At 66.4% G+C, this 23839-nt stretch carries 21 protein-coding genes; 9 read left to right on the plus strand and 12 right to left on the minus strand.

Annotated elements, in window-relative coordinates:
- Positions 1-103 precede the first annotated feature (103 nt).
- From U5N23_RS12185 to U5N23_RS12200, 4 genes are all read left to right on the plus strand, one after another.
- Positions 104-418 (plus strand): PadR family transcriptional regulator, encoded by a 315-nt coding sequence (locus U5N23_RS12185; RefSeq protein ID WP_322593069.1) that lies wholly within the window; start codon positions 104-106, stop codon positions 416-418.
- A complete protein-coding gene (locus tag U5N23_RS12190) occupies positions 411-977 on the plus strand; it encodes a hypothetical protein (protein ID WP_322593070.1) in 567 nt (188 codons plus the stop codon). The genes U5N23_RS12185 and U5N23_RS12190 overlap by 8 nt, the downstream gene beginning before the upstream one ends.
- 717 nt (positions 978-1694) lie before the next feature.
- A complete protein-coding gene (locus tag U5N23_RS12195; RefSeq protein WP_322593071.1) occupies positions 1695-2615 on the plus strand; it encodes a hypothetical protein in 921 nt (306 codons plus the stop codon).
- Between the two features lie 619 nt (positions 2616-3234).
- Positions 3235-4074: an inositol monophosphatase gene (locus U5N23_RS12200; RefSeq protein ID WP_322593072.1), complete on the plus strand. Its 840-nt coding sequence runs from the start codon at positions 3235-3237 to the stop codon at positions 4072-4074.
- A gap of 28 nt (positions 4075-4102) precedes the next feature.
- Here the strand turns inward: U5N23_RS12200 and U5N23_RS12205 are convergent, their stop codons facing one another.
- Both U5N23_RS12205 and U5N23_RS12210 read right to left on the minus strand, forming a co-directional pair.
- Entirely contained in the window at positions 4103-4459 is a 357-nt protein-coding gene (locus U5N23_RS12205) for a hypothetical protein (protein WP_322593073.1), read from the minus strand.
- A gap of 184 nt (positions 4460-4643) precedes the next feature.
- Entirely contained in the window at positions 4644-6797 is a 2154-nt protein-coding gene (locus U5N23_RS12210) for a putative bifunctional diguanylate cyclase/phosphodiesterase (RefSeq protein WP_322593074.1), read from the minus strand.
- A gap of 782 nt (positions 6798-7579) precedes the next feature.
- Here U5N23_RS12210 and fumC point away from each other — a divergent pair.
- Complete coding sequence (fumC, locus tag U5N23_RS12215; protein ID WP_322593075.1) at positions 7580-8965, plus strand: class II fumarate hydratase; 1386 nt, start codon at positions 7580-7582, stop codon at positions 8963-8965.
- Positions 8966-8971: 6 nt separating this feature from the next.
- On the opposite strand, the gene U5N23_RS12220 is transcribed toward fumC, so the two are convergent.
- Positions 8972-9841 (minus strand): NAD(P)-dependent oxidoreductase, encoded by an 870-nt coding sequence (locus tag U5N23_RS12220; RefSeq protein ID WP_322593076.1) that lies wholly within the window; start codon positions 9839-9841, stop codon positions 8972-8974.
- A 120-nt stretch (positions 9842-9961) separates the two neighbouring features.
- Here U5N23_RS12220 and U5N23_RS12225 point away from each other — a divergent pair, with 120 nt between their 5' ends.
- On the plus strand, positions 9962-10786 hold the full coding sequence (locus U5N23_RS12225) for an AraC family transcriptional regulator (RefSeq protein ID WP_322593077.1): 825 nt from the start codon (positions 9962-9964) through the stop codon (positions 10784-10786).
- Here the strand turns inward: U5N23_RS12225 and U5N23_RS12230 are convergent.
- The 6 genes from U5N23_RS12230 to U5N23_RS12255 form a co-directional block, all read right to left on the minus strand.
- Positions 10764-11651, minus strand: coding sequence for an SMP-30/gluconolactonase/LRE family protein (locus U5N23_RS12230; protein WP_322593078.1), 888 nt, complete (start codon positions 11649-11651; stop codon positions 10764-10766). The genes U5N23_RS12225 and U5N23_RS12230 overlap by 23 nt on opposite strands.
- A complete protein-coding gene (locus U5N23_RS12235) occupies positions 11629-12441 on the minus strand; it encodes an NAD(P)-dependent oxidoreductase (RefSeq protein ID WP_322593079.1) in 813 nt (270 codons plus the stop codon). Before U5N23_RS12235 ends, U5N23_RS12230 begins: the two co-directional genes overlap by 23 nt.
- Entirely contained in the window at positions 12434-13177 is a 744-nt protein-coding gene (locus U5N23_RS12240; RefSeq protein WP_322593080.1) for a ribonuclease activity regulator RraA, read from the minus strand. Before U5N23_RS12240 ends, U5N23_RS12235 begins: the two co-directional genes overlap by 8 nt.
- Positions 13174-14370, minus strand: coding sequence for a mandelate racemase/muconate lactonizing enzyme family protein (locus tag U5N23_RS12245; RefSeq protein ID WP_322593081.1), 1197 nt, complete (start codon positions 14368-14370; stop codon positions 13174-13176). Before U5N23_RS12245 ends, U5N23_RS12240 begins: the two co-directional genes overlap by 4 nt.
- 15 nt (positions 14371-14385) lie before the next feature.
- Positions 14386-15375 carry a tripartite tricarboxylate transporter substrate binding protein gene (locus U5N23_RS12250; RefSeq protein ID WP_322593082.1) on the minus strand — a complete coding sequence of 330 codons (990 nt, stop codon included), beginning with the start codon at positions 15373-15375 and terminating at the stop codon, positions 14386-14388.
- Between the two features lie 91 nt (positions 15376-15466).
- On the minus strand, positions 15467-16117 hold the full coding sequence (locus U5N23_RS12255; RefSeq protein ID WP_322593083.1) for a GntR family transcriptional regulator: 651 nt from the start codon (positions 16115-16117) through the stop codon (positions 15467-15469).
- 101 nt (positions 16118-16218) lie between these two features.
- Here U5N23_RS12255 and U5N23_RS12260 point away from each other — a divergent pair, with 101 nt between their 5' ends.
- The 3 genes from U5N23_RS12260 (at position 16219) to U5N23_RS12270 (ending at position 20389) form a co-directional block, all read left to right on the plus strand.
- The gene (locus U5N23_RS12260; RefSeq protein WP_322593084.1) at positions 16219-17205 is read left to right on the plus strand and encodes a porin; all 987 of its coding nucleotides are present in this window, start codon (positions 16219-16221) and stop codon (positions 17203-17205) included.
- A gap of 119 nt (positions 17206-17324) precedes the next feature.
- The gene (locus tag U5N23_RS12265) at positions 17325-18734 is read left to right on the plus strand and encodes an aldehyde dehydrogenase (NADP(+)) (RefSeq protein WP_322593085.1); all 1410 of its coding nucleotides are present in this window, start codon (positions 17325-17327) and stop codon (positions 18732-18734) included.
- A gap of 98 nt (positions 18735-18832) precedes the next feature.
- On the plus strand, positions 18833-20389 hold the full coding sequence (locus tag U5N23_RS12270) for a GH39 family glycosyl hydrolase (RefSeq protein WP_322593086.1): 1557 nt from the start codon (positions 18833-18835) through the stop codon (positions 20387-20389).
- An 18-nt stretch (positions 20390-20407) separates the two neighbouring features.
- Here U5N23_RS12270 and U5N23_RS12275 read toward each other — a convergent pair whose 3' ends face one another.
- From U5N23_RS12275 to U5N23_RS12285, 3 genes are all read right to left on the minus strand, one after another.
- Complete coding sequence (locus U5N23_RS12275) at positions 20408-21178, minus strand: Crp/Fnr family transcriptional regulator (RefSeq protein ID WP_322593087.1); 771 nt, start codon at positions 21176-21178, stop codon at positions 20408-20410.
- Between the two features lie 152 nt (positions 21179-21330).
- On the minus strand, positions 21331-22452 hold the full coding sequence (locus U5N23_RS12280) for a DNA topoisomerase IB (protein WP_322593088.1): 1122 nt from the start codon (positions 22450-22452) through the stop codon (positions 21331-21333).
- Between the two features lie 99 nt (positions 22453-22551).
- On the minus strand, positions 22552-23694 hold the full coding sequence (locus tag U5N23_RS12285) for an RDD family protein (protein WP_322593089.1): 1143 nt from the start codon (positions 23692-23694) through the stop codon (positions 22552-22554).
- Between the last annotated feature and the right edge of the window lie 145 nt (positions 23695-23839).

A 23839-nucleotide genomic window follows, 5' to 3' on the forward strand; every position in this document is an offset into this window, starting at 1 on the left:
TGCAGGATGGAGTCTTCAATACCCCTCGCATCTTATGGTTGTAGGCTATCTTACAAAACTATGGCACATTGTGGGTCAGCGATTGAACGAAAGGGTCACGCAAATGAACATCACTAAAACCGAAGCCCTTGTGCTTCAACACCTTGCTGAAGCTGCCGGCTCAGAGCGTTATGGCCTGCAGATGGTGAAACAGTCGGACGGTGCCTTGAAGATGGGTACCGTCTACGTGATCTTGGGCCGCTTGGAAGACAAGGGGTTTGTGGAATCGCGCCGCGAAGAGTTGGAGCAAGACTCGCCGCGTTCTGTGCCTCGTCGTCTGTACAAAATCTCTGGTCTTGGTAGCCGCACCTTCGCTGCCTATTCAGCTGCGATGGAGGCGTACCAGCAAGGCATGAACGGAGATTTTGCACATGTCTAAAGACGCCTCTTTGACCAAACACGACGCTTTTCTGTCTGAGAACTTGGCGAGGTTCACCGACGACAATGAACGCTACGAAGTAATTCAAGCAGCATTGGAGATGCAAGAAGAAAGTGCTCGCCTTGTCAAAGAAAAATCCGCGCAGGTGGATGAACTGATCGAAGGAGCAGTGATGAGTGTTACCGCTCTCAGGCATGTGCGCGTCCGTAAGCGTTCGAATTCTTCTCAGCTAGAAATTATTGAAGAGCTGGGAGCTCTTCCAGACGCTTCAAAGGAACATAGCTCTGTCGAGGTCGTAGAGCAGCTCGGGCCTCCGCCCGGCACTTCTCTCAAGAACGTGTTCGCGCTTTTCTGCCCACCCGCTTTCGTTAAGCGCGAGCTTGATGCGCTAGTCGCCGATGGTGAAGAGCTTTACCTTGAGCACCTTGAAGCAGGCAACAAGCGCAGTGCGGCCTTGGTCAAGGTTTCGATCCATTGCTGGTTGATCTGGTCGGTGTTCGGCGGCGCAATCTCCGTGGTTATGTCCGCCGTGATGGGCAAGATGAAATCCAGAGATTGATTGCTCCATCTTCCTGCCAGGGACCGCTTGCGGTCCCTTTTTCAATCCTGTGATGCGGTCGAGGTATCCTGCTTTCGTGTCAGTTGGATGGATGAACATCGCTATGAACTCGGGAGAAACAGCGAGCGATGACGGGGATCTGGATGGGCGCATCAACGCTTGGAAGCTCTGACTCACTGGCGAAGCATGGTGGCTCGCTGGAAAACCCTAGTGTCGGCAATTTTCGTAACGAGCCTCTTGAGAAGGATTGAGATGAATTTTGAGGCTCACAAGCCGCGCTTTTTTGCCTGTTAAAGAGCTATCGGTGCATCCGTTAGACCCATGCGACTGTTCAAACGCCTACACTGGCGGTGAAGAATCTTTACGAGGGGGCATAGTGGGGCCTATAACACTCTTCGACAAGTCGTTTCTACAATCACTTTCGCTGGATGAGTCTGTTTGGTTTGATCATTTCTTTCTTGCGGTTATCTGTCCTTTTTTTTACGTGGAAACACTGGCAGATCTTGCGAAGCAACCGAAGGAGGGCGCGCGTAGCCCAGAAGATGAAGTTCGAGTCATCGCGGATAAAAGTCCGGTCATGTCCGGCGCCCCATGCATCCATCACGGCCAGCTTTGCATTGCAAATCTTCTAGGCCATGAGGCGCCTCGCCTGGGACAGATTCCCGTTGCTGGTGGACGCCCGGTCCGCGGTGCGGGCGGAAAGCCCGAGTAGTTTTCGTGAATTCTCCGGAAGCCGAGGCATTCAATCGCTGGCAAAAGAAGGACTTTCAGCAGGTCGAACATGAGGCCGCTTCTGACTGGCGCTCCATGCTTACAAATCTTAATCTTCCAGAAGTAGGAAGGCGGATGCGAGCGCTGGGGATCACTCCTCAGACTTGCAGGAGCGTTAAGGATGCCTCGGGGCTTGCAAAAGGGCTTGTTCACTCTCGTCATGAACCAGAGGACCAAATCGCGTTGCTTTTCTCATTCGTAAATATCCCACATCATCTACAAGGGAACATTATTGACCGATGGTCGAAGGCTGGATTTCCTCCGCTCGCAGTGCATGCGCCTTACGCAGCCCATGTACTGATGGTTGAAATCTTCTTCCAGATTGCACTCGCGGCCAACCTCATTTCGACGGAACGAGCGTCCAACCGTGTGGACATTGCTTACCTCTTTTATCTACCGTTTTGTCACGTGTTTGTCTCCGGCGATAAGCTGCACAAGCTGTGTGCTCCTGAGTTTTTGACCAAGCAGCAAGACTTCGTTTGGGCGCCCGATCTTAAAAGCGACTTGGCGCGAATGAACCGCGAAATGTTGGCGGCGTCTGAAGTAGAGCGGGAGGCCGGTTTGCACAATCTTGCGCCACGTCCGCTTGGTGATGACAGCAATCTTACTGTTGCCCTCTGGAACAGACATGCGCCTGGCTCTCCCAAATCTAAAGAAGTCGCGCTGCCGATGTCGCCTGAAGCCGAACGGAAGCTTGTCGAGCATCTACAGTCATTTACGAAAGCTCCTACCGCTCCAGATGTGGCAAGTGTTCCATCAGATGACTTAGACAGTATCTCTATAGAGCGCCTTGTCCCAGCAAAGAAAGGTAGCTGGTGGCTTATTCCAAAAGAAATCGCCAAGTCGGAAAGTGGCAAAAGGGATTGAGGAATGCTATCCCCTGCACCGAAATTCACCCGGGTGTGAAGGCACGGCCCCAGTTATCCGATAGAGCGCAGGCATGTGAAGTCACTACGAAACTCTCCAATCATGGTGGAATAGATGGTGACTAGCCGGGGTGGTCCAGCTCTCCACTGAACTCCGGCAAAAGGTCAAGCACTTTGTGATGCCGCATCCCAACCGCCTGGTTCCCTCTATCGTCCCCATCGAACCAGCTAGTTCACCTTGAGCCATCCACAGCCACCACGCTTCATCTGGTGTCTTGCTGAGGATTGACACGCACCTGTTCACTAAGGTGTTCCTTCACCCAGGTCGTTTACAGGTTGTTCGTTTGCAAACCATCACTTGACTTCCTGGGCGCCTGACCTCCTGGCGCCCAGTGCCCTATGGCATAAGGGATGTACTACCCGCTCTCGGCACAACCGCGCTGGTGAAGGCTCGCGCCATGCTGCAGTCTTGATTGCAGGAAACCTACATCTAATCGGGAACGACTGCGCCCCATCGGTTTTAACTATTGTTTGGGTCACCGAATGTCCCGGCAACAAGAAGTTAAACGCGGGGCGATTGACGAGCCTGCAGCGCTGCTCCTTCAGGGCAGCCGGTTCCGGTGACACTACCGGGCATAACCTACCCCGCCGCCGAACTCGCGCTCCTAGCCTCCCCACTTGCCGATACCGCCCGCACGGAAGTCATACTCTGCTTCGCGCGCCTGTCTGCGGTGGACCGCCGGCAAAAGACCTCAGCCTTCGATATCGTGACGGACGCCGATGAAGCCGCCGAGGCCGCCATCCTGTCCGCGCTGAGGGCGCGGAACGCAGGCGCGTCCTTCATCGGCGAGGAGTCCGCCGGGCGCGATCCGTCGCTGCTCGCCACCATCGCCACGGCCGACCTGGCCTTCATCATCGACCCGCTGGACGGCACGAAAAACTTCGCCTCCGGGCTGCCGCTGTTCGGCGTGATGGCGGCCGTGACCGTGGCGGGCCAGGTGGTCGCTGCCGCCATCCACGACCCCGTGCGCGCGGATACGGCCTTTGCCATCAAGGGCGGTGGCGCGTGGATGGAATCGGCAGGCGGTGAGCCCATGGCGCTGCAGGTGGCGCCGCCCGTGCCGGTGGACGAGATGGAATGCGTGGTGGGCACCAATTTTTTGCCGGAGCCGCTGCGTACCCAAGTGAATTCCCGGCTGTCGCGCCTGGGCATGAGCACCTGGTTTCGCTACGCGTCGCACGAGTACCGCCTGGCAGCCGCCGGCCATGTGCACGCCCTGTTCTACAACCGGCTGATGCCCTGGGACCATGCCGCTGGCTGGCTGCTGCACCGCGAGGCGGGCGGGTATGCGGGCCACTTCGATGGCAGTGGCTACCTGGCGTCCCACACCACGGGCGGGCTGGTCTGCGCGCCTGACCGGCGCAGCTTCGACGCGGTGCGCGAGGCCTTGCTGGCATAGACCCCTCGGCAAGGGGGAGGGGGCAGGATCAGGCGGGCTCGTCCTCGGTACCGGGCTCTTCGCTGTCCTCTTCGGGGTACATGTCGGCATCGACATCCACCAGGGGATCTGCGGGCAGGTCGCCGTCCGCGTCGTCTGCGGATGCGAGGGATTCCATGTGGTCGGGCAGGATGTCGCGCGCCTCGCGGTGCAGGCCGGGCTCGACGCTGGCGCGCTCGCCGGTGCCGTAGCGGTCGGTGTCCATCTCGGGGTCGGCGCTGTAGACGCCAGCGCTGTCGCTGCCCGAGTCAGATGCATCGCTGGGGCCCATGCTGTCGTTGCCGGTGGCGCTGTGGGTGGGCGGGAGGTTGTCGGCGTCGATGCCGAGCAGGCTGCTGTTGGCCATGAAAGTCTCCGATCTGGCTGGGTGCGCACCGGTCAACGGGAGTCGGCACGGCAATGGCGGTGCGGCCACTGTGGTGCCATGGTGCGCGCGCCCTGCGCTGCGCGGTGTAAGAACATGCCGACGATTGCTACCGATGGTCACGGGGACCGATCCGCTGCGCGGAGCTTTGGTGGCGGCCGCGCTCTTACAAACTTCCGATGACGGAGGGCGTGAAGTCCACGGCGCCCACCGGTTTTTCGCCCTGCGACCAGGCGAACAGCGAATCCGCCGGCATGGGGCGGGCAAAGAAGAAGCCCTGCAGTTCGTCGCAGTCCATGGCCAGCAGGATGTCGCGTTGGCCCATGGTTTCCACGCCTTCGGCCACCACGCGCAGGCCCAGCGCGTGCGCCAGGCTCACCACGGCGCTGACCACGGCGCGGGCGTCCTCGCTGTCTTCCAGGTCGTTGACGAAGCTGCGGTCGATCTTGAGCTGCTGCGCGGGCAACTGGCGCAGGTAGTTGAGGCTGGAGTAGCCGGTGCCGAAATCATCGATGGACAAAAACACGCCAATGCGCGCCAGCCCTTCAAAGGTGCGCTGCGTGGCCTTGATGTCCTCCATGGCCACCGATTCGGTGATCTCGCACAGCAGTTGCGAGGCATCCAGCCCGTGGAACTGCAGCGCCTGCCCGATGCGCTCGGCCAGGCCGCTTTCGCGCAGCTGGTGCACCGACAGGTTGATGGCCACGCGCATGCGCATGCCGCTGCGGGCCCACTCGGCCGTCTGGCGGCAGGCCTCGTTGATGACCCAGGCGCCCAGGCGCCCGATCAGGCCAAAGCGCTCGGCCAGGGTGATGAACACCATGGGGGGCACCATGCCGTGCTTGGGGTGGCTCCAGCGCAGCAGGGCCTCCACGCCGCTGATCTGGCCGCGCGTGCCATCGATCTTGGGTTGGTAGTGCAGGGCCAGCTCGCCCCGGTCCAGCGCCTGGCGCAGGTCGTTGAGCAGCTCCAGTTGTTCCGAAGCGTCCGAGCCCATGTGGGGCTCGAACAATGCGTAGCAGCCACCGCCTGCGCGCTTGGCGGCGTACATGGCGGCATCGGCGTTGGCCACCAGCTTGGTGCGGTCGCCATGGTCGGGGTGCACGACGATGCCGATGGAGCAAGCGATCTGCACCTTTTTGCCCGACACCTCGAAGGGCCGCGACAGCGACTCCAGCACCCGGTTGGCCATGCTGACGCAGGCGGCCACGTCGGTCACGTCTTCCAGCAGGATCAGGAACTCGTCTCCACCCACCCGGGCCACCGTGTCGCTCTCGCGCGCCTCCTGGCGCAGGCGGTCCGCCGCGCTGCGCAGGATCACGTCGCCCGCCGCATGGCCGAAGGAGTCGTTGATGGGCTTGAAGCCATCGAGGTCCACGAACAGCACGGCCAGCCGGTCTTCCACGCGCAGGTGGTTGGTGCGATCCAGGCGAAGCAGGGCATGGATGAGCCGGTCCTCGAACAGCAGGCGGTTGGGCAGACCGGTGAGGGCGTCTGCAAAGGCGCGCTTTTGCAGTTCGTCGTTGGCGGCCTGCAGACGCGCATTGCTCTCCCTCAGCGACTGGGTGAGCTGTTGTGCCGTGCTCTGCAGCCGCGCATCCAGGATGGAGGTGAACAGCGTGCTCACCAGCAGCATGCCGGTGGCGATGAGCACCATCGCCGTCATGCCCGGGCCGCCGAGCTCGCCGGCGCTCAGGCACACGGCGCCCACGGCAAAGCGGGCGGCCGCCATGCCGGTGTAGTGCATGCCGCAGATGGCCACCGCCATCACGAACGACGCGGCCAACTGGTAGCCCACGCGCTGGCTGGGCCGCACGCGGCGCAGCAGCTTGAAGATGAGCAGCGCCGAGGCCGAGGCCAGCACCGCGATCAGCACCGACAGGACGACCACCCGGTAGTCCCAGACGATGCCGGGGTTCATGTCCATGGCCGCCATGCCGATGTAGTGCATGCCGCTGATGCCGGCGCCCATCACCAGGGCCCCCAGTGCGAGCTGCGTGTTGCCGAAGTGCTCGCGGCTGGCCAGCTCCAGCGCCACGCCCGACGCCGCCACGGCCGCCAGCCAGGACAGCAGGGTGGCGCCGCCGGAGAAACCGATCTCGATGGGCAGCTTGAAGGCCTGCATGCCCAGGAAGTGCATGGACCAGATGCCGGTGCCCATGACGATGGAGCCTGCGGCCCACCAGGCCAGGCCCACGCGGCGCTGTGCCGTGCGCACCCGCCGCGCCAGGTCCAGCGTGACGTAGGAGGCCAGCATGGCAATGGCAAAGGACGCTGCCACCACGAACAGGTTGTAGCTGAAAGGCATGAACGTGTTCATGGAATGGAGCAGGAGAAAAAGGCGGTTGTGGATAGGCAGGTTGCGCCAGCACCGGCGCGCCGTCAAGAGGGCGTGCCTGTGCGGGGGGGCGGAGCCTGTTCACGGTCATTCTCAGCGGCGCGCGCAGGCCGCAGCCACGCCCGGTTGCAGGCCCCAGGGGCCAACCAGGGCATGCATGCCCAGCGCAAGAAGGGGAGGGGCGGCGGGGCTGCTCCAGCTGCCGGTTGGGGGCATCTGCAGCGCCGCTGCCTGGGGTCCATGGGGGCTCGGTGCGCCCAGAACGGTACCGAAAAAGACCGTGAACAGGTTCTTTCTGGGCAAAGTGTACCAATTTGTAGCGAAAATTGTTGAGGTGTGGGCTCTAGTGTCCCGAGTTAGAAATTAGTTGAATCAATCTACCGACAATCCCCGCCATGCGTCGTTGCAAATGCTCGCCATGCTCCCAGCATGGCTGTGCTTTGCGCCTAGCCTGGCAGCGATTTCGGCAGATTGCTTTTTTCAACGAACTTCCAACTCGGGACACTAGGCTGTCACAGCAGCGCGGGCTTTCAGGCCATGTGCCACGGGGTGGGAGTGGCGGCACAATCCAATGAGGGTGCGCGTGCCATCAGGCGGTTCGATTTCCCTGACCTGGGTCATGTCTCTGGGATGGTAAATGAGAATTGTTCTGTTTTGACTTATGCTCCCGAGCGCGCCGGGTTCCCCCTGGCCGCCCTTTTTTCGGCCCGCCGCTGCCGCACCGGGCCGTGCAGACCGTTGTTTACCCTGGAGTACCGTTTTCCATGACCTCCCGTACCGAACGCGACACCTTTGGCCCCATCGAGGTGCCGGCCGACAAGCTGTGGGGCGCGCAGACGCAGCGCTCGCTGCAGAACTTCGACATCTCGGGCGAGCAGCAGCCGCGCGAGATCATCAAGGCGCTGGCCCAGGTCAAGCGCGCATCGGCCGTGGTCAACCAGGCCCTGGGCCTGCAGGATGCGAAGAAGACCGAGGCCATCGTCGCCGCCGCCGATGAAGTGATCGCGGGCAAGCACCCGGGCGAGTTCCCGCTGGTGGTGTGGCAGACGGGATCGGGCACGCAGACCAACATGAACGTCAACGAGGTGCTGGCCAACCGCGCCAGCGAGATTTTGGGCGGCGAGCGCGGCGAGGGCCGCCTGGTGCACCCCAACGACGACGTGAACCGCAGCCAGTCGAGCAACGACGTCTTCCCCACCGCCATGCACGTGGCTGCGGTGGAAGCGCTCACGCACAAGCTCCTGCCCGCCATCGGCAAGTTGCGAGCCACGCTGGCGCAAAAGGCCCAGGATTTCGACGGCATCGTCAAGATCGGCCGCACCCATTTGCAGGACGCCACCCCGCTCACGCTGGGCCAGGAGTTCTCGGGCTACGTGGCCCAGCTCGACCATGGCGAGCGCCATGTGCGCGCTGCGCTGCCCCACCTGTACGAGCTGGCCCTGGGCGGCACCGCCGTGGGCACGGGCCTGAACGCCCCCAAGGGCTATGCCGAGCAGTCGGCCGCCGAGCTGGCGCGCCTCACGGGCCTGCCCTTCGTCACTGCGCCCAACAAGTTCGAGGCCCTGGCCTCGGTCGATGGCCTGGTGCATGCCCACGGTGCCTTGAAGACCCTGGCCGCCAGCATGATGAAGATCGCCAACGATGTGCGCTGGCTGGCCAGTGGCCCGCGCAGCGGCATCGGCGAGCTCAGCATCCCCGAGAACGAGCCCGGCTCGTCCATCATGCCCGGCAAGGTCAACCCCACGCAGAGCGAGGCCGTGACCATGCTGGCCGCCCAGGTGTTCGGCAACGACGTGGCCATCAACTTCGGCGGCGCCTCGGGCAACTTCGAGCTCAACGTGTTCCGCCCCATGGTGGCGCACAACTTCCTGCAGAGCGTGCGCCTGCTGGCCGACGGCATGGTCAGCTTCAACGACCAGTGCGCCGTGGGCATCGAGCCCAACCGCGAGCGCATCACCGAGCTGGTGGACCGCTCGCTGATGCTGGTGACGGCGCTCAACACCCACATCGGCTACGACAAGGCGGCTTTCATCGCCAAGAAGGCGCACAAGGAAGGCACCAGCCTGCGCGAAGCGGCCGTGGCCTCGGGCCATGTCACGGGTGAGCAGTTCGACCAGTGGGTGGTGCCGGGCAACATGGTGGGGCGTTGAGCGTGGTCATTTGTTGGCGCGCATCACCTTGACCACGGCGGCCGCTTCTTCGTCGGCGTAGCCCGCTTCCTCGGCCTGGCGGAACAGCGTTTCCGCCAGCTCCGGCACGGCGGCGTGGATGCCGGCATCGCGCGCGTGCTGTGCGATGCGGCGCGTGGCGTCGATGGAGATGCGCAGCGGGCTTTGCGTGATGGCGAAGTCGCCGCTGTGGATCACCTGGCCCTCGTGCTGCAGGAAGGCGCCGAACGAGGGCGCGATCTGGTTCACCAGCACGCCGTAGCGCTCGACGTCGAGGCCCTCTGTCTCGGCGATGCGCGCGCCGTGGAAGAACCCGATGGTTGCGCCGTAGACATACGACAGCGTGGCGAAATCCATCGCCGAGGCGAGCGATGGGCGCTCGCCCAGGAACGTGACGCCGCCGCCGAACACCTGCAGCACAGCCAGCGCGCTGTCGAAGGCCTGCTGCGCGCCCGAGACGAACACTGGCGTCGTCGGCAGGCCCATCTGCTCCGGTGCGGCCTGGATGGCGCCGTCCAGGTAAAGGCCGCCGTGGCTGCGCACCCAGGCGTCCATGTCCAGCGCCTCCTGGGGGCTGCCGGTGGTCAGGTGGACCACCGTGCGGCCCTGGAGCGCCGCGCCCACGCCGGGCGACAGCAGGATGGCGTTGGCGGCTTCGTAGTCCTTCACGCAGACCACGATCACCTCGCTGGCGGCGATCGCCTGGGCCACGTCCTGGTGCAGGGTGGCCCCCAGGCCCACCACCTCGGCGGCGTGGGCCGGCGAGCGGTTCCATACGCTGACCCGGTGGTCTGCCTGCAGCAGCAGCGCGGCCAGCTTCTTGCCCATGGTTCCCATTCCGATCACGGTCGTTTTCATGCCAATCCCTTTCGTTCAGTAGCGCCAAACCGCGGGCGCAAAGTGCTTTCGCGGCGGCAACCCAATAATCCGCAGGAACGCTTGGCCGGTCGCGCACGAACGGCTGTTTGGAGAGCACGGATGGACGAATCAGCATGGGCAGTGGTACCCGGCCGCGCCGGCCTGCAGGTGGACCTGGTGGAAACGCCGGGCGGCGTGGTCGAGCTCAGGCCGATGGCAGATTTGCGCGTGCGCGTGCACTCGGGCGAGCCGGTGCAGGGCCAGTGCGGCGCACAGCGCTTTGTCTACACGCGCGGCGACGTGGACATCGTCGCCGCCGGGCAGTCCGACATCTGGCATGAAGACGGGCCGGGCCGCTCGGTGGTGCTGCGCTTTTCTCCGGCGCTGCTTGAGCGCACGGCGCAGGAGGTCGGCCTGCCGGCCGGCCGCGCCGCCCTGGCGCCACGCCACCAGTTCCAGGACGCGCACCTGGCGCACATCGCCTGGGCGCTGGAGGCCGAGTACCAGGCGGGATCCCCCAACGGCCGCCTGTATGCCGAGAGCCTGGGCACGGCCCTGGCGGTGCACCTGCTGGGCCGCTACACGCTGGCCAGGAAGGCGCCGCCCAGCCTGTCTGCGGCGCAGTTGCGCCGGGTGGTGGACTACATAGAAGTGCACCTCGACGAAGACCTGTCGCTGCCGGTGCTGGCCGGCGTGGCGCACAGCAGCGTGTCGCACTTCAAGACACTGTTCAAGCGCTCCCTGGGTGTGCCCGTGCACGCGTACGTGGTGCAGCGCCGGGTGGAGCGCGCCCGCGCGCTGCTGCGCCAGGGGCGGCTGCCGGCCAGCGAGGTGGCGCTGGCGGCGGGTTTTGCGCACCAGAGCCACATGGCGCGCAGCATGCGGCGGGTGCTGGGGGTGTCGCCGAGCGCGCTCGCTCGGTTTAGCGGGGAATCTGCAGCCTGAGCACCGCGCCGTCGTGCGCCGTGGGTTCCCAGCCCGGCCGCACCAGGCTCGTGACCCACAGATCGTTTGCCGCGCCGAAGGCGCACATGGTGGGTGCGCGGCAGGGTAGTGCAATGCGGGCCTGCCTGGTGCCATCGGGCGCCAGGATGTTGAGGGCGCCCGCCGACACACCGGCAGACCAGTAGCGTCCGGTGGCATCGACTTGCGCGCCATCGGGTCGGCCTTCGGCTTCGCCCAGGTCCGCAAAGGGGCGGGGCTTGCCCATCGTGCCTTCAGCCTCGTTCCACGCCGCATGCCAGACCTGGCCGCGAAAGCTGTCTGAGAAGTACAGCGTGCAGGCATCGGGGCTCCAGGCGATGCCGTTTGCCACCACCAGGCCTGCATGGAGCCGACGCACGGCGCCGCCGTCCCCCACGCAGTACAGGCCGCCGCTGGCCTGCTTGTCCGCCCGGTCGTCCATGGAGCCCACGACGAACCAGCGCCCACTGGGTGAACGCTTGCCATCGTTGAGCCGGTTGCCTGGCGGCTCGTGCGGCGCCAGCGAGCACACCGAGCGGAGCAGGTCCGTCTGCAGGTCCAGGTCCCCTATGCGCTGCTGCAAGGCCAGGCGCACAGTGCCGCCATCCCACAGCGCCAGCGCGCCCACCACCTCCGGCAGCTGCCAGCGCGTGAGCCGCTGGCGCGCTGGTTCGAGCCGCAGCACCTGCTGGCCGCGCACGTCGATCCAGTACAGCGCCTGCTCGCCGGCGTGCCATGCCGGCGACTCGCCCACGCGGTTGCCTACGGGCCAGACCTCAATGGTGCCGATGCCGGGGTGCTGCTGCACGCTGGGGGCGACGGACTCAGAGGACTGGGGTGCGTGCATTGTCGAAACCTGCCGCAGCAAAGCTGCCGCCCTGGAAGTGTTCGGCGACAGGATCGCCGGACTGCACCGCTTCGAGCGCGGCGGTGTGCGGATCGGCGGAATGGACGGGGCGGTAGCCCAGCGTCCGGGCCCGCTCGTCGGCCCACCACGAACGGCTGTTGGCCGAGGCGCCGTAGACGATCTCGTGCACGTAGTCGGCCGTGAGGCCCACCGCCACCAGCTGGGCCAGGTCTTCCGGGTGGATCCAGTGGCTCAGGGCCCGCGCGTCGGCGGGCGCAGCGCTGCAGTGGCCGATGCGCAGGCCGAAGCCGCGTACGCCGTGCTTGATGGCATACATGGCGGCCAGCGCCTCCATGAAAACCTTGCTCACGCCGTAGCGGCTGTCGGGCAACGGTGGGGCTGCGCCGTCGATCTTCTGGCTGCGCGGGTACAGGCCCACCGCGTGGTTGGAGCTGGCGTAGACGATGCGCTGCACGCCGGCTGCGTGGGCCGCCTCCCACAGGTTGACGACGCCTACGACGTTGGCCGCCAGCAGTGTGTCCCATCCGGCCTCGCGCGGGTATCCCGCGAAGTGCACGACGGCCTCGCAGCCCTGCAGGGCGTGTTGCAGGGCCTCGCGGTCCGCCAGGTCCAGCTGCAGCGCAGTCTCGCGCGAGTCCTCAGACTGCACCGCGGCAACGTCCAGCAGGCGCAGTTCGCTGCACAGGGGCAGCAGGTGCGGTCGCAGGGTGCGGCCAATGCGGCCGGCCGCCCCGGTCAAGGCGATGGTGCGCAGGGCGGTTTCAGTCATGGGCCAAAGGCCAGCGGTCGGCGTGCTTGGCTTTCCATTCTTCGTAGGCTTGGCGGCGTGCGGGGTCTGTCAGCGGGTAGGTCCCGATCAGGGCGTCGCCGGCACCGATGCGCTCTTCCACCCAGGTCTCGTAGATGGTCTGCACATAGGCTTCGCGCGCCACGGCGTCCGCGATGTGGCGGGGGACGCACACCACGCCCTCGGCATCGCCCACCAGCACGTCGCCCGGGTACACCGACACGCCGCCGCAAGCGATGGGCAGGCCGATGTCGATGGCGTGGTGGCGGATCAGGTTGGTGGGTGCCGAGGGGCGCTGGTGGAAGGCCGGGAACGGCATGGCGGCGATTTCCGGCGAGTCGCGGAAACCGCCATCGGTCACCACACCGGCCACGCCACGGCGCATCAGGCGGGTGATGAGAATGTTGCCCGACGAGGCGGCCGTGGCATCGCCCCGGCTGTCCATCACCAGCACATGGCCCGGCGGGCAGCTTTCCACCGCCACGCGCTGGGGATGGGCTGCGTCGTCGAAGGCATCGAGGCCGTCGAGGTCCTCGCGCGCGGGAATGTAGCGCAGCGTGAAGGCCAGACCTACCATGCGCGCCGTGGCCGGGTTCACGGGCCGCACCTCCTGCAGGAAGACGTTGCGCAGGCCGCGCTTGAACAGCACCGTGGTCAGGGTGGCGGTGGATACGAGCCCCAGGCGGGGCAGGGTGTTGGGAAGGAGGAGGGTGGTCATGGTTTGTCGTCTCGTCCGATGCGTGCCCGGGGGCGGCGCGCTTGCATGTAAACAGATTCGTGGTCGGTGCCGGCATTCCAGCCGCCCGTGGCCAGGCCGACGTTGCGCTGACTCGGATGCGCTGCAATGAAGTCCTCGCGCAGCCGCACATCCAGGCCTGGTTCGGTGCCAGCCTGCAGGAAGCCGCGCTCCACCAGGAGGCCGCTGTCCATGACCTGCGCGCGCCCCTCCCAGTCGGGTGCCATCCGCTCCAGAATCAGCGCATTGGGGATCGCGCTGAGCAGGTGCACCATGGCTACCTCTGCGACCGGCCCGAGCGAGCCGGAGTGGGGCGCCACGGTCACCGAAAACGCCTCGGCCATGCCGGCGAGCTTTTTCATCTGCGTGATGCCGCCAAAGCGGCCGCCATCGGGCTGCACCACGTCGAGCAGGCCCTCGGTCAAAAAGGGCTTCATGTCCTGCAGCGTGGCCAGGCGTTCGCCCCCCGCCAGCGGCAGCGCCACCTTGTCGCGCACCAGCCGCCAGCCGCGTATGTCGTCGGGGGCCACCGGCTCCTCCAGAAAGAGCAGGTGCAGAGGCTCGAGCTCCCGGCCGATGGCCACGGCATCCGCCGGCGCCAGCCAGGGCGGCCCGTGCAGGTCGCACATCAGGTCGACCTCGGGCCCGATGGCGGCCCGCACGGCGTGGGCGCGCTCCACCACCTGGGCGATGCCACCCACCTTGATGCCCGTTGCGCCCGCTGCCACGGCTGCTATTGCCGCCTCGGGCGTCGCGGCATGCACGTAGAACGGCACCTGGATGCGCGTGGCACCGCCCAGCAGTTCGTACAGCGGCACACCGAGCGCCTGGGCCTTGATGTCCCACAGTGCCATGTCGATGGCGTTGATGGCGCCCATGCCCACCACCCCGGTCTGGCCATGGCCCATGCAGGCCACGCGCATGCGCTGCCACAGCCGTTCGATGCCGCGGGCATCTTCACCGACCAGTACATGCGCCAGGTCCTGCACGGCCTCTGCCACGGCCCTGGGCCAGCCCGAGCCTTCGCCCGTGCCCACCAGGCCGTTGTCGGTCAGCACGGTCACGAACAGCCAGTTGCGCGAGGTCGCGAGCACCGACTTGCCGGTGCCCGTCCATCCCGTCTGCGGCGGGGCACCCGCCTGCATGAGGTGGCAGCGTATTTCCTTGATCTTCATGGGTTTCCTTTGGTCTCACTCAGGCTTGATGCCTGCGTCCTTGACGACGGATTGCCAGCGGGCCAGCTCGCGCATATAGAAGGCCTGGAAATCCTCGGGCTTGCCGCTGGTCACCACCTCGGAGCCGAGCTGTGCCACGCGGGCGCGAAAGCCTTCGCTGGTCGCGGCGGCGACCACCGCTTCATGCAGGCGCTTGACCACGGGTGCGGGCGTGCCGCCCTTGACGGCGATGCCCTGCCAGCTGCGGATGTGGGTGCCGCGCGGCAGCTTCAGCTCCTCGGCGCTCGGCACGTTGGGCAGGGCCGCAATGCGGCTGGCCTGCATCACCGCGACGGGCGTGGCGCGGCCGGAGTCGAGGGTGGCCTTGAGCGAGCCGGACATGAGGTCGAACATCAGGTCCACCTGGCCGGCCATCAGGTCCTGGTTGGCAGGGGCGCCCCCTTTGTAGGGGATGTGCAGCATGTCGATCTTCATCTCGCGCTTGAACAGTTCCATGGCCAGGTGCGAGGAGGTGGCCACTCCGCCCGATGCGGCCTTGGCGCCGCCTGGGGTCTTCTTGGCAAGGGCCACGGCATCAGCCGGCGTCTTGATGCCGCTTTCGGTCGAGGCGACCATCAGCACCGGCACGCTGGTGATCTGCGAAACCATCTGCAAGTCTTTCGCCGGGTCGTACTTCACGCCGCCGATCCAGGGGTTGGTGGCGAAGTGGATGGCGGCGAAGACCAGCGAGTAGCCGTCCGCCGGGCTGTTGAGCAGCGTTTGCGTGGCGATGTTGCCCGAGGCGCCGCCCTTGTTGTCCACGATGACGCGCTGGCCCAGGTTCTTGCCCATCTCTTCGGCCAGGGCCCGCGCCACCGTGTCGGCGCTGCCGCCCGGCGCAAAGCCGATGTACAGCGTGATCGGCTTGTCGGGAAATTTCTGCGCATGGGCAGGGCCGGCGGCTGCCAGCGCGCTCAGTGCAGCCAGGGTGGCCAGTGCCAGGCGGCGGGGATATCGGGTTTGCATGGTGTTGTCTCCTTGAGGTTTTTTGGGCGCAGGCAACCCCGCTCCCCGCGTGGCGGGGAGTGCAGATTGCCGTCAGTGAAAAATGGGTGGACTACGGGCTGGGCAGCATGGCAAGCAAATCCAGGCGGGACATCTCTGCGTGCTCCAGGGCGATGGCCGCCGCACGCTTGCCATCGTTGGCGCGCAGGGCCGCGATCATCTGGCCATGCTGCACCGTGACCATCTCCAGGCGCTCGTTGCCGTAGCCCTTGCTGCGCCGTACGGCGTCGACCAGCGCTGAGCGGCCTTCCAGCATCTCCACCGCCATGCGGTTGCCCGAGATGCCGTCCATGTAGCGGTGGAAATCGCGGTTGGCGATCACGCAGGCGGCGATGTCCGAACGCTCGGCCGCGCCCTGGCGCGTTTCTTCCAGTTCCACCAGCCGCTCGATGTCGGCCGGCTTGGCTGCTGCAGCTGCGTCGGCGGCCAGCATGGCCTGGATCGCTCCGCGGATCTTGTAGAGCTGGTTGATGTAGAGCGCGTCCACCGTGGGAATGACGGCGCCGCGGTTCATGCGCATGGCCACCACGCCCTCGCCCTGCAGTTGCAGCAGCGCTTCGCGCACCGGGTTCTGGCTCACCTGGTAGTGCTTGGCCAGCTCCGTCAAGGTGATGTGGGCGCCAAGCGTCCATACGCCTTCGACGATGTCGTTGCGCAACTGATCGCGCAAACGAATGTAGGTGGGGGTGTTGAGTGCGTCCATGTTGCCAGTATATACTCCATTTCAGATTTTATAAAATCTAAAATCTACAATTCAGAACATTGGGCATGCAGCCCCGTTCACAACCCGAGGAGACTTGAGACATGAAGAAAACCACCGTTGTCCGCCATGGCGTGCTGGCCTGTGCGGCCCTGGCCTGCCTGCCCGCCCTGGCCCAGTCGTCCGTGACCATCTATGGCCGCGTGGACCTGGGTGTGTTCCACCAGAACGGCGGAACCACCCCCACCAACGGCGGCATCAGCCCCGCCGGCCCAGCCGCCAACATGTGGCAGGTGCGCCAGGGCTCGGCCGGGCGCATCGGCTTTCGCGGCGTGGAAGACCTGGGTGGCGGCCTGCAGGCCGGCTTCCAGATGGAGCACCGTTTCGATGCCGACACGGGCCTGGCCCACAACCCCTTCTGGGAGGCGCGCTCCTATGTGTACGTGGGCGCGCCGAAGGCCTGGGGTACGGTGTATGCGGGGCGCGAGTACATCCCCGCCTTCTGGGTGGCGCTCAAGGCCGACCCCTGGGGCTTCGACACGGTGGCCACGCCGGGGCCGCGGCACTTGCTGGCCAACTACGGCGTGCCCGTGAGCGGCATCCGCAGCGACAACACCATCGGCCTGCGCAGCGCCACCTGGGGCGGCTTCTCGACCAACGTGGCGTGGAGTGCGGGCGAGGGCACGCGCTCCAACACCGCAGGCGCCAATGTCGAATACACCTCGGGCCCGCTGTATGTGGGCACGGCCTTCGACAGCACGACCTCCCAGCAGAAGGTGTGGATGGCCGCCGCGTCCTACGACTTCGGCATCGTGCGCCCGGCCCTGCTGTATGCGCGCTCCAAGGTCAACAACGTGAACAGCAGCAATGTCTCGCTGACGGCACGGGTGCCGGTGTCCACCCACCTGGTGAAGCTGGCCGTCTCGCGCCTGAACCCCGATGGCGTGGACAACACGAACACCAAGCTGTCGGTGGGTTACGAGCACTTCCTGAGCAAGCGCACCTCGATCCTGGCCAACGTCGGCAGCGCCAAGCAGGACAGGCTCACGCGCACCACGCTGTTCGACCTGAGCCTCAAGCACAACTTCTGATCTCCAGAGGCCTTGCACCCGGCATGCGGGCCTTGTCCCGCGGCCGGTGCTTCGCCCTGCGCCGCTCGCCTTCGCTGGTGGCGGTGACGGCTGGCCGCTGCATTGAACCCCTCCAACCCATGACTTGCACACCGCTTTCTTCGTTCGACCCTGCCGCCGATGCGGCGCATGCGGCCCCCTTCTGGGCGGTCAGCACACCGCCAACCCGGGCCCGGCTCCTGCAGGCGCTGGCCCTGGAACTCGAGCAGCACCGCGACCCCCTGGTGGCCCTGGCCCATGAGGAGACCCATCTGGGCCTCGTGCGGCTGCACGGGGAACTGGACCGCACCTGCTTTCAACTGCGCGCCTTCGCGGACTTCGTGCTGGCGGGCCGCCTGCACGCGGTGGAGCAGGACGGCGCGGTCGATGGCCCACCGCCCAGCGGCAGGCCGCAGATGGCGCGTGTCCTGGTGCCTCTGGGTCCGGTGGCCATGTTCGCGGCCAGCAATTTTCCGTTCGCGTTTTCGGTGCTCGGGGGCGATACCGCTTCGGCCCTGGCAGCCGGCTGCCCGGTCGTGGTCCGCGCGCACCCGGCGCACCTGCGGCTGTCGCGCGCCGTGTTCCACCTTGTGCAGCAGGTGCTGCACGAGCAACAACTGCCCAGCGGCCTGGTGGGGCTGGTGGATGGTGCTTCGGTGGAACACGGCGTGGCGTTGGTGCAGCACCCCGCCATCCAGGCGGTGGCGTTCACGGGCTCAACGCGCGGCGGCTTGGCCTTGCAGGGCCTGGCGGCGCAGCGGGCCGTGCCCATTCCCTTCTTCGGCGAGCTCGGTTCGGTCAATCCACTGGTGGTGCTGCCGACTGCCTTTTCGGCCCAGCCGTCAGAAGTCCTGGCAGCCCAGTTGGCGGCCTCCGTGGCGCTGGGTATGGGGCAGTTCTGCACGCGTCCCGGCGTGGTCGTTTTGGTCGACAGCGATGCGTCCCGCCATTTCATCGCCGAGCTCGCGCGGCAACTGGCGGCAGCGCCCATGCATCCGATGCTCACCCCCGCCATTGCAAAGGCCTACCTGTCTGCGGTGCAGGCGCTGCGCAGCGCGGCAGGCGTGAATGTGCTTGTCGAACCCGCGCCCGAGCGGATGGGCGCGTTGCTCGCCACCGTGAAAGCCGATGACTTCGTGGCCCAGGGAGATCTGCGCCACGAGGTCTTCGGGCCTGCGGTGCTCATCGTGGTGTGCAACGACGACAGCGCGTTGGTGCCGGTGCTCGAATCCATGGCCGGTGCGCTGGTCGCCACGCTCTGGGGGGCCGAAGGGGATTCACCGCTGGCCCGCCAACTCGTCGCTGCCGCGACCGCCCGCGCCGGGCGCGTGCTGTTCGCTGGAGTTCCCACCGGCGTTGCGGTCACGCGCGCCCAGCAGCATGGCGGTCCCTGGCCTTCGTCCACGCAACCGGCGTCTACCTCGGTGGGGCTGCACGCCTGCGAGCGCTTCTTGCGGCCCGTGGTCTACCAGAGCGCGCCTGCGTGGCTGCTTGCTGGGCTTCCCACTTGAAAGGAGCTTCACCCTACCCCTGAACACATCCCACAACAACCCATGGCTGCGCACCCGTGCGGGCCGACACAAGACAGATGAACAAAAAGGAGACAACAATGACTTGGAACTTGAAAGCCTTCGCACAGGCGCTCGCCGTCGCTGCCTGCGCCACCACCGCCGTTGCCCAGCCGGGGCCCGGCTTCGGCCTCATCGGCGAAATCAAGCCGCGCAGCACGGCGGACATGGTGGCCGCGGGCATCACCAGCCCCTTCGGTATTGGCGGAGAAACCACCGACCGGGGTTTCAGCACCTTTGACAACTGGAAGGACTACCTGGGCCCTCTGGGCGCCTCCAAGGTGCGCATCCAGTCCGGCTGGCACTTCATCGAGCCGGTGATCACCAGCCCCGCCACCTACGACTTCACCAAGCTCGACGCCATCGTCAACGGCGTGCGTGCGCAGGGCGTAAAGCCCTTCGTCTTCCTGGGCTATGGCAACGAGCAGGCGGGTTGCACCAACTGCGGCACCAAGGGGCTCGGCGGTGCACTGCCCACGGGCACCGGGCGGCAGAAGTGGCTGGACTTCGTGCGTGCCATCGTCACGCGCTACAACCAACCCACGGTCAAGGTCAGCGACTGGGAGATCTGGAACGAGCCCGACGGCCATGTGCCAGCGGCCGACTACGCCCAATTGGCGGTGCAGACCGCGCAACTGATCAAGAGCATCCAGCCGGGTGCGAAGATCACCATCGGCTCGTTCACCACCGGCGTGCTGGGCGGGGCCACGTCCGACGGTTACCTCTACGCCCAATCGGTGGTGAACTACTTTGCCGACAACAAGGGCGCGACCGTGCCCAATGCCGATGTCTCGGTGGCCTTCCATCCCTATTGGGGCTTGCCGGATTACGACTCCTATCCGTCCCAGCTCACCAAGTTCGATGCGCTGCGCACGCTGGTGGAGGGCCGCGGCTTCAAGCTGCGCCAGGGTGAAAACGGTGCGCCATCGACCGCATGCCTGTACTTTGCGCTGTGCGGCGGCGCTGCTTTCGATGAGGTGAACCAGGCCAAGTACATGCTGCGCCGCATGCTGGGTGACTTCTCGCGCGGCATCGAGACCAACATCTTCACCATCGTCGACCTGCACTACGACTCGACCAAGAACACCAAGGGGCTGCTGCGCACGGGCACCTGGCAGTACAACCCCAATCCGGCATCGGGCCCCAAGAACGGCGACCAGACCGTGCAGGGCCGCAAGATCGCCTATGGCTCCTACCAGAACGTGACGGCGATCTTCGACAACCGCTTGCAGCGCATCACCAACCACGGCTGCACGGCACCTTATGGCCACACGGTGCATGCGTACTCGCGCAACGATGCGGGCGTGGTGCGCAACATGCTGGTGGTGTGGAAGAAGACCACCGAGCTGCCAACCGCAACCGCGGGCACGGCGCCGATCACCATCAGCTGCACGGGTTTCCACTTTCCCCGCTATGCGCAGAGCAGCACGCTGCGGCCGCGGTTTGCGGACCTGCTCGATGGCAGTGTCTACGAGCTCACGGACACCAGCACCGTGGTGAACAACAACGCGGGCGCGAACAGCGTGCAGGTGAAGAACCTGCCGGTGGGTGACTACCCGGTGGTGATCGCCGACCAGGGCCTGGTGATCTTCCAGTAGGTCGGCGCCTCAGAGGCCTCAGCCCGCAGGCAGCGACTCCTGCTGCGCCAGCGCTTCGAGCTGCGCGAGGTTGTGCACCACGATGTCGCGCTGGTGGATGCCGATGATGCCCTCGCGCTCCATCCACTTGAGCTCCATGTTGATGCGCTGGCGCGAGCCGCCCAAGAGCTGGGCCAGCTCGTCCTGCACCAGCGACAGGCCGATGGCGCCGCGCGTGCCGGGCACGGCTGCGCGCTCGCCGAAGCGGCGCAGCATGTGCAGGAGTTGCTTGGCCAGCCGTGCGCGCAGGGGCAGGGTGGCCATGTCTTCCATCATCCAGTACAGGTAGCGCATGCGCCGCGCCTGCAAGGTGAGCAGCGCCTCGCCGAACGAGGGGTGCTCGCGCAGCAGCTGGCGGAACACCGCCTCGGCCACGCTGAGCACTGTGGTGGGGCCGTGGGCGTGGGCGTCGTAGGTGTTGGCGCCCTGGTGCAGCACCTCGGCCTCGCCGACCCAGATGCCCGGCTCCACATAGGCCAGCGTGACCTGCTTACCCGAGGGCGTGGTGCGCCGAAAGCGGATGGCGCCGCTGGCGCAGGTGAACCAGTCGGTTGCAAGCTTGCCCTGCTCGACGATCATCTTGCCGTGGGTGTAGCGCGTGACGCGGCCCAGGCGCAGGATGTCGTGCCGCAGCGAGGGCGTGAGCGCCGCGAACCAGCGACCGCGGTTGATGGCGTCGCGCTCCTCCAGGCTCAGGAAGGGGCGCTGCTGGGCGTTGCGGTCCGCGCCGTTGCTCAGGGATTCCAGCATGGTGATGGGGCTGCTCGTGGGGGCGATGTCGGTGGGGAGGGCAGGGGCGGCGTCAGGACACCGGGTTTGCCGCGCTGCAGCAATTTTAGCGGCGCCTCCCGGGCACCGGTGCCCGCTGCGGCACCTTGGCGACACGATTGAATGGGGGCCTCTCAGCCTGCCTTGCCGCGCGGCTTGTGCAGAAAGGCCAGCAGCCGCCGCTCCGCCGCGCTCAGGCCGCGGGGCGATGCCGCGCCGCCGATGCGCTCCCACACTGACTGCATGCTTGCCCCCGCGTCGGACACCAGGCGCGAGCCCAGCTCCAGCACCGCCGGGTGCACGTACGACTTCTTGCACACCGCCGGCGTGTTGCCGAGCTGGCGCGCCACCTCGGCCAGGACGTGCTTGGCGCTGTAGGCGGGTTCGCCGGCCTGGCCGGTACAGGCCAGGCGCGTGAGCTCCAGCGCCTGCACCGTGCCGTGCCAGGTGCGGAAGTCCTTGGCGGTGAAGCGCATGGCATCGGCGCCGGCCTGGTCGGCCCCGGTGATCTCGGCCAGGTAGTCGTTCACGTCGCCCGAGCCCACTGCATGGGGCAGGCCATCATCGCCTTCGTACTGGAACAGCTCCTGCCCGGGCAACTGCTGGCAGCGGCGCACCACGCGGGCCACGCGCGGGTCGTCCAGTGCGGCCTGCTGGGGTACGCCGCTCTTGCCCCTGAAGCTCAGGGTGAGCCTGCTGCCGTGCAGCCTGGCATGCCGTGTGCGCAGCGTGGTCAGGCCGAAGGAGTTGTTGCTGCTGGCGTATTCCTCGTTGCCCACGCGCACGAAGGTGGTGTCCAGCAGGCGCACCAGCGTGGCCAGCACCAGGGTGCGCGAGAGGGCCTTGCTGCGCGCGCCTTCCTTCAGGTCGCGCGCCACGCGCGCACGGATGCGCGGCAGCGCGCGGCCAAAGGCCTGCATGCGGTCGAACTTGTGCTCGTCGCGCTGCAGCCGCCACTCCGGGTGGTAGCGGTACTGCAGCCGGCCGCGTGCGTCCAGGCCCGTGGCCTGCAGGTGGCCGTTGGGCAGCGGGCAGATCCACACGCTGGTGTAGGCCGGGGGGATCGCCAGCCGGTTGATGCGCGCCACCTCGTCGGGGTCCACCACCCACTGCCCGTCGGGGCTGCGGTAGCGAAAGGCCTTGCCGCGCTTCACGCGCGTGAGGCCCGGCATGGCGGTGCTGACATAACGCAGGCCGCCTGGCAGGCGGGGCCGGGGGGCGGCGGTCTTTCGGGGAGATGGAGCAGGCGAAGGCATGCCCCGATCACACCGCGGCCTGCTGGGAGCGGCCGTAGGAGCCCGCTCGACACCGGCGTGGGACGGCGCCGCACCCCTCTGGGGCGGCGTGTCCGTGTTCTATTTCGCCGCGCCCGCCACGGCGTGCCGGCAGCCGAAGGACAGGTTCTCGCGCGCGATGTCGTCGCTGCCGCACTGCCATTTGCCCAGGTCGCTCTGGCCCTTGCGCTTCTTCATCGTGGGCAGGTAGACCAGGTGCTTGCCGTCCAGCGGCTCGCCCGCTCCGTCGGCAATGGTCAGTCGCACCACGCCATTGGCCGGCTCGATGGCCAGGGCCTTGAAGCCTGCCGGCAACTGCCCCGCCTGGGCCAGGCCGATGGCCGCCGCATTGGCGGGGAAGCTGCCGGTGTTGCGGTAGTGGTTCTCCACCAACTGCAGCACGGGGCGTGCAGCTTTGTCGAGTTGGCGCACCTGCTCGCGGTGCGGGTTGGCGGGCTCGTCCCCCTGGTTCCACAGGGCCACGGCCACCATGATCGCGAAGCTGAAGGCCGACAGCGCCCCCAGCACCACCATCGCCTTGAGGAACCAGCCCGGCCCGCGTTCCAGTGCCACGGCCTTCTGGATGGCGGTGTCGCTGGCGCTGCTGGAAACGACGAAGGTGCCCGTCATCGAGCCGTGCAGGCCGCGTTCGCCGAACAGCGCCGTGAGCACACGGTGCAGCAAAAAGGGCACGGCCACCGTGAGCCCCAGGGTCAGCGTGTACTTGAGGAAGTGCCGCAGCATGGAGCGCACCACGCCGGGCCGCTCGCCCGTGCGGGTGGCCACGCGCATGCCGAGCAGGCGCTTGCCCGGTGAGCCCCGGCCCATGGCGTCCATCAGCGCGGGCGAGAACAGGCCCAGCACCGCCAGTGCCAGCGCGGCCGGGTAGGCGGCGTTCGGGGCTGCGTCGAAGGCCGGTCGGGCCAACACCCAGGCCAGCACCATCGCGATGGGCAGGACCAGCATGAGGAACCCGTCGATCAGCGTGGCGCCCAGGCGCGCCAGGGTGCCGGGAAACACCTCGATCAGTTCGGCCTGGTGCGCCTGCTGTTGTGCCTGCTTGTGCGCGGGCTTGGGGGCCGGCGCGGGGGCTGGGGCTTTGGCGCCAGGGAATGGGGCGGCGGCTGCACCTGCCTGCGCGCCCGCCACCGGCAGCGGCGCCTGGCAGCTGAAGCATTGGGTGTAGGAAGCGTGGTTCTGCCAGTTGCAGCGGGGACATTGCATGGTGGTGCGGCAGGCCACAAGTCAATGGCCGGCAAAGGTGGAAGCGGCCGGATTATGCGGTGCGCGCCCTGCCGCCTGCAGCGCGCTGCGGCCACTTGTGGCCTGCACCACACACACTCACCCGAAAGAGTGAGACATTTCGCAC

Source organism: Acidovorax sp., assembly GCF_034519795.1.
GTDB lineage: Bacteria > Pseudomonadota > Gammaproteobacteria > Burkholderiales > Burkholderiaceae_C > Acidovorax.

Coding starts and splice junctions, on each gene's coding strand:
- U5N23_RS12275 (WP_322593087.1), bottom strand. CDS start 21,178: ATGCTGGAATCCCTGAGCAACGGCGCGGACCGCAACGCCCAGCAGCGC.
- U5N23_RS12285 (WP_322593089.1), bottom strand. CDS start 23,694: ATGCAATGTCCCCGCTGCAACTGGCAGAACCACGCTTCCTACACCCAA.
- U5N23_RS12205 (WP_322593073.1), bottom strand. CDS start 4,459: ATGGCCAACAGCAGCCTGCTCGGCATCGACGCCGACAACCTCCCGCCC.
- U5N23_RS12260 (WP_322593084.1), top strand. CDS start 16,219: ATGAAGAAAACCACCGTTGTCCGCCATGGCGTGCTGGCCTGTGCGGCC.
- U5N23_RS12280 (WP_322593088.1), bottom strand. CDS start 22,452: ATGCCTTCGCCTGCTCCATCTCCCCGAAAGACCGCCGCCCCCCGGCCC.
- U5N23_RS12235 (WP_322593079.1), bottom strand. CDS start 12,441: ATGACTGAAACCGCCCTGCGCACCATCGCCTTGACCGGGGCGGCCGGC.
- U5N23_RS12185 (WP_322593069.1), top strand. CDS start 104: ATGAACATCACTAAAACCGAAGCCCTTGTGCTTCAACACCTTGCTGAA.
- U5N23_RS12230 (WP_322593078.1), bottom strand. CDS start 11,651: ATGCACGCACCCCAGTCCTCTGAGTCCGTCGCCCCCAGCGTGCAGCAG.
- U5N23_RS12240 (WP_322593080.1), bottom strand. CDS start 13,177: ATGACCACCCTCCTCCTTCCCAACACCCTGCCCCGCCTGGGGCTCGTA.
- U5N23_RS12270 (WP_322593086.1), top strand. CDS start 18,833: ATGACTTGGAACTTGAAAGCCTTCGCACAGGCGCTCGCCGTCGCTGCC.
- fumC (WP_322593075.1), top strand. CDS start 7,580: ATGACCTCCCGTACCGAACGCGACACCTTTGGCCCCATCGAGGTGCCG.
- U5N23_RS12265 (WP_322593085.1), top strand. CDS start 17,325: ATGACTTGCACACCGCTTTCTTCGTTCGACCCTGCCGCCGATGCGGCG.
- U5N23_RS12255 (WP_322593083.1), bottom strand. CDS start 16,117: ATGGACGCACTCAACACCCCCACCTACATTCGTTTGCGCGATCAGTTG.
- U5N23_RS12245 (WP_322593081.1), bottom strand. CDS start 14,370: ATGAAGATCAAGGAAATACGCTGCCACCTCATGCAGGCGGGTGCCCCG.
- U5N23_RS12250 (WP_322593082.1), bottom strand. CDS start 15,375: ATGCAAACCCGATATCCCCGCCGCCTGGCACTGGCCACCCTGGCTGCA.
- U5N23_RS12210 (WP_322593074.1), bottom strand. CDS start 6,797: ATGAACACGTTCATGCCTTTCAGCTACAACCTGTTCGTGGTGGCAGCG.
- U5N23_RS12220 (WP_322593076.1), bottom strand. CDS start 9,841: ATGAAAACGACCGTGATCGGAATGGGAACCATGGGCAAGAAGCTGGCC.
- U5N23_RS12190 (WP_322593070.1), top strand. CDS start 411: ATGTCTAAAGACGCCTCTTTGACCAAACACGACGCTTTTCTGTCTGAG.
- U5N23_RS12225 (WP_322593077.1), top strand. CDS start 9,962: ATGGACGAATCAGCATGGGCAGTGGTACCCGGCCGCGCCGGCCTGCAG.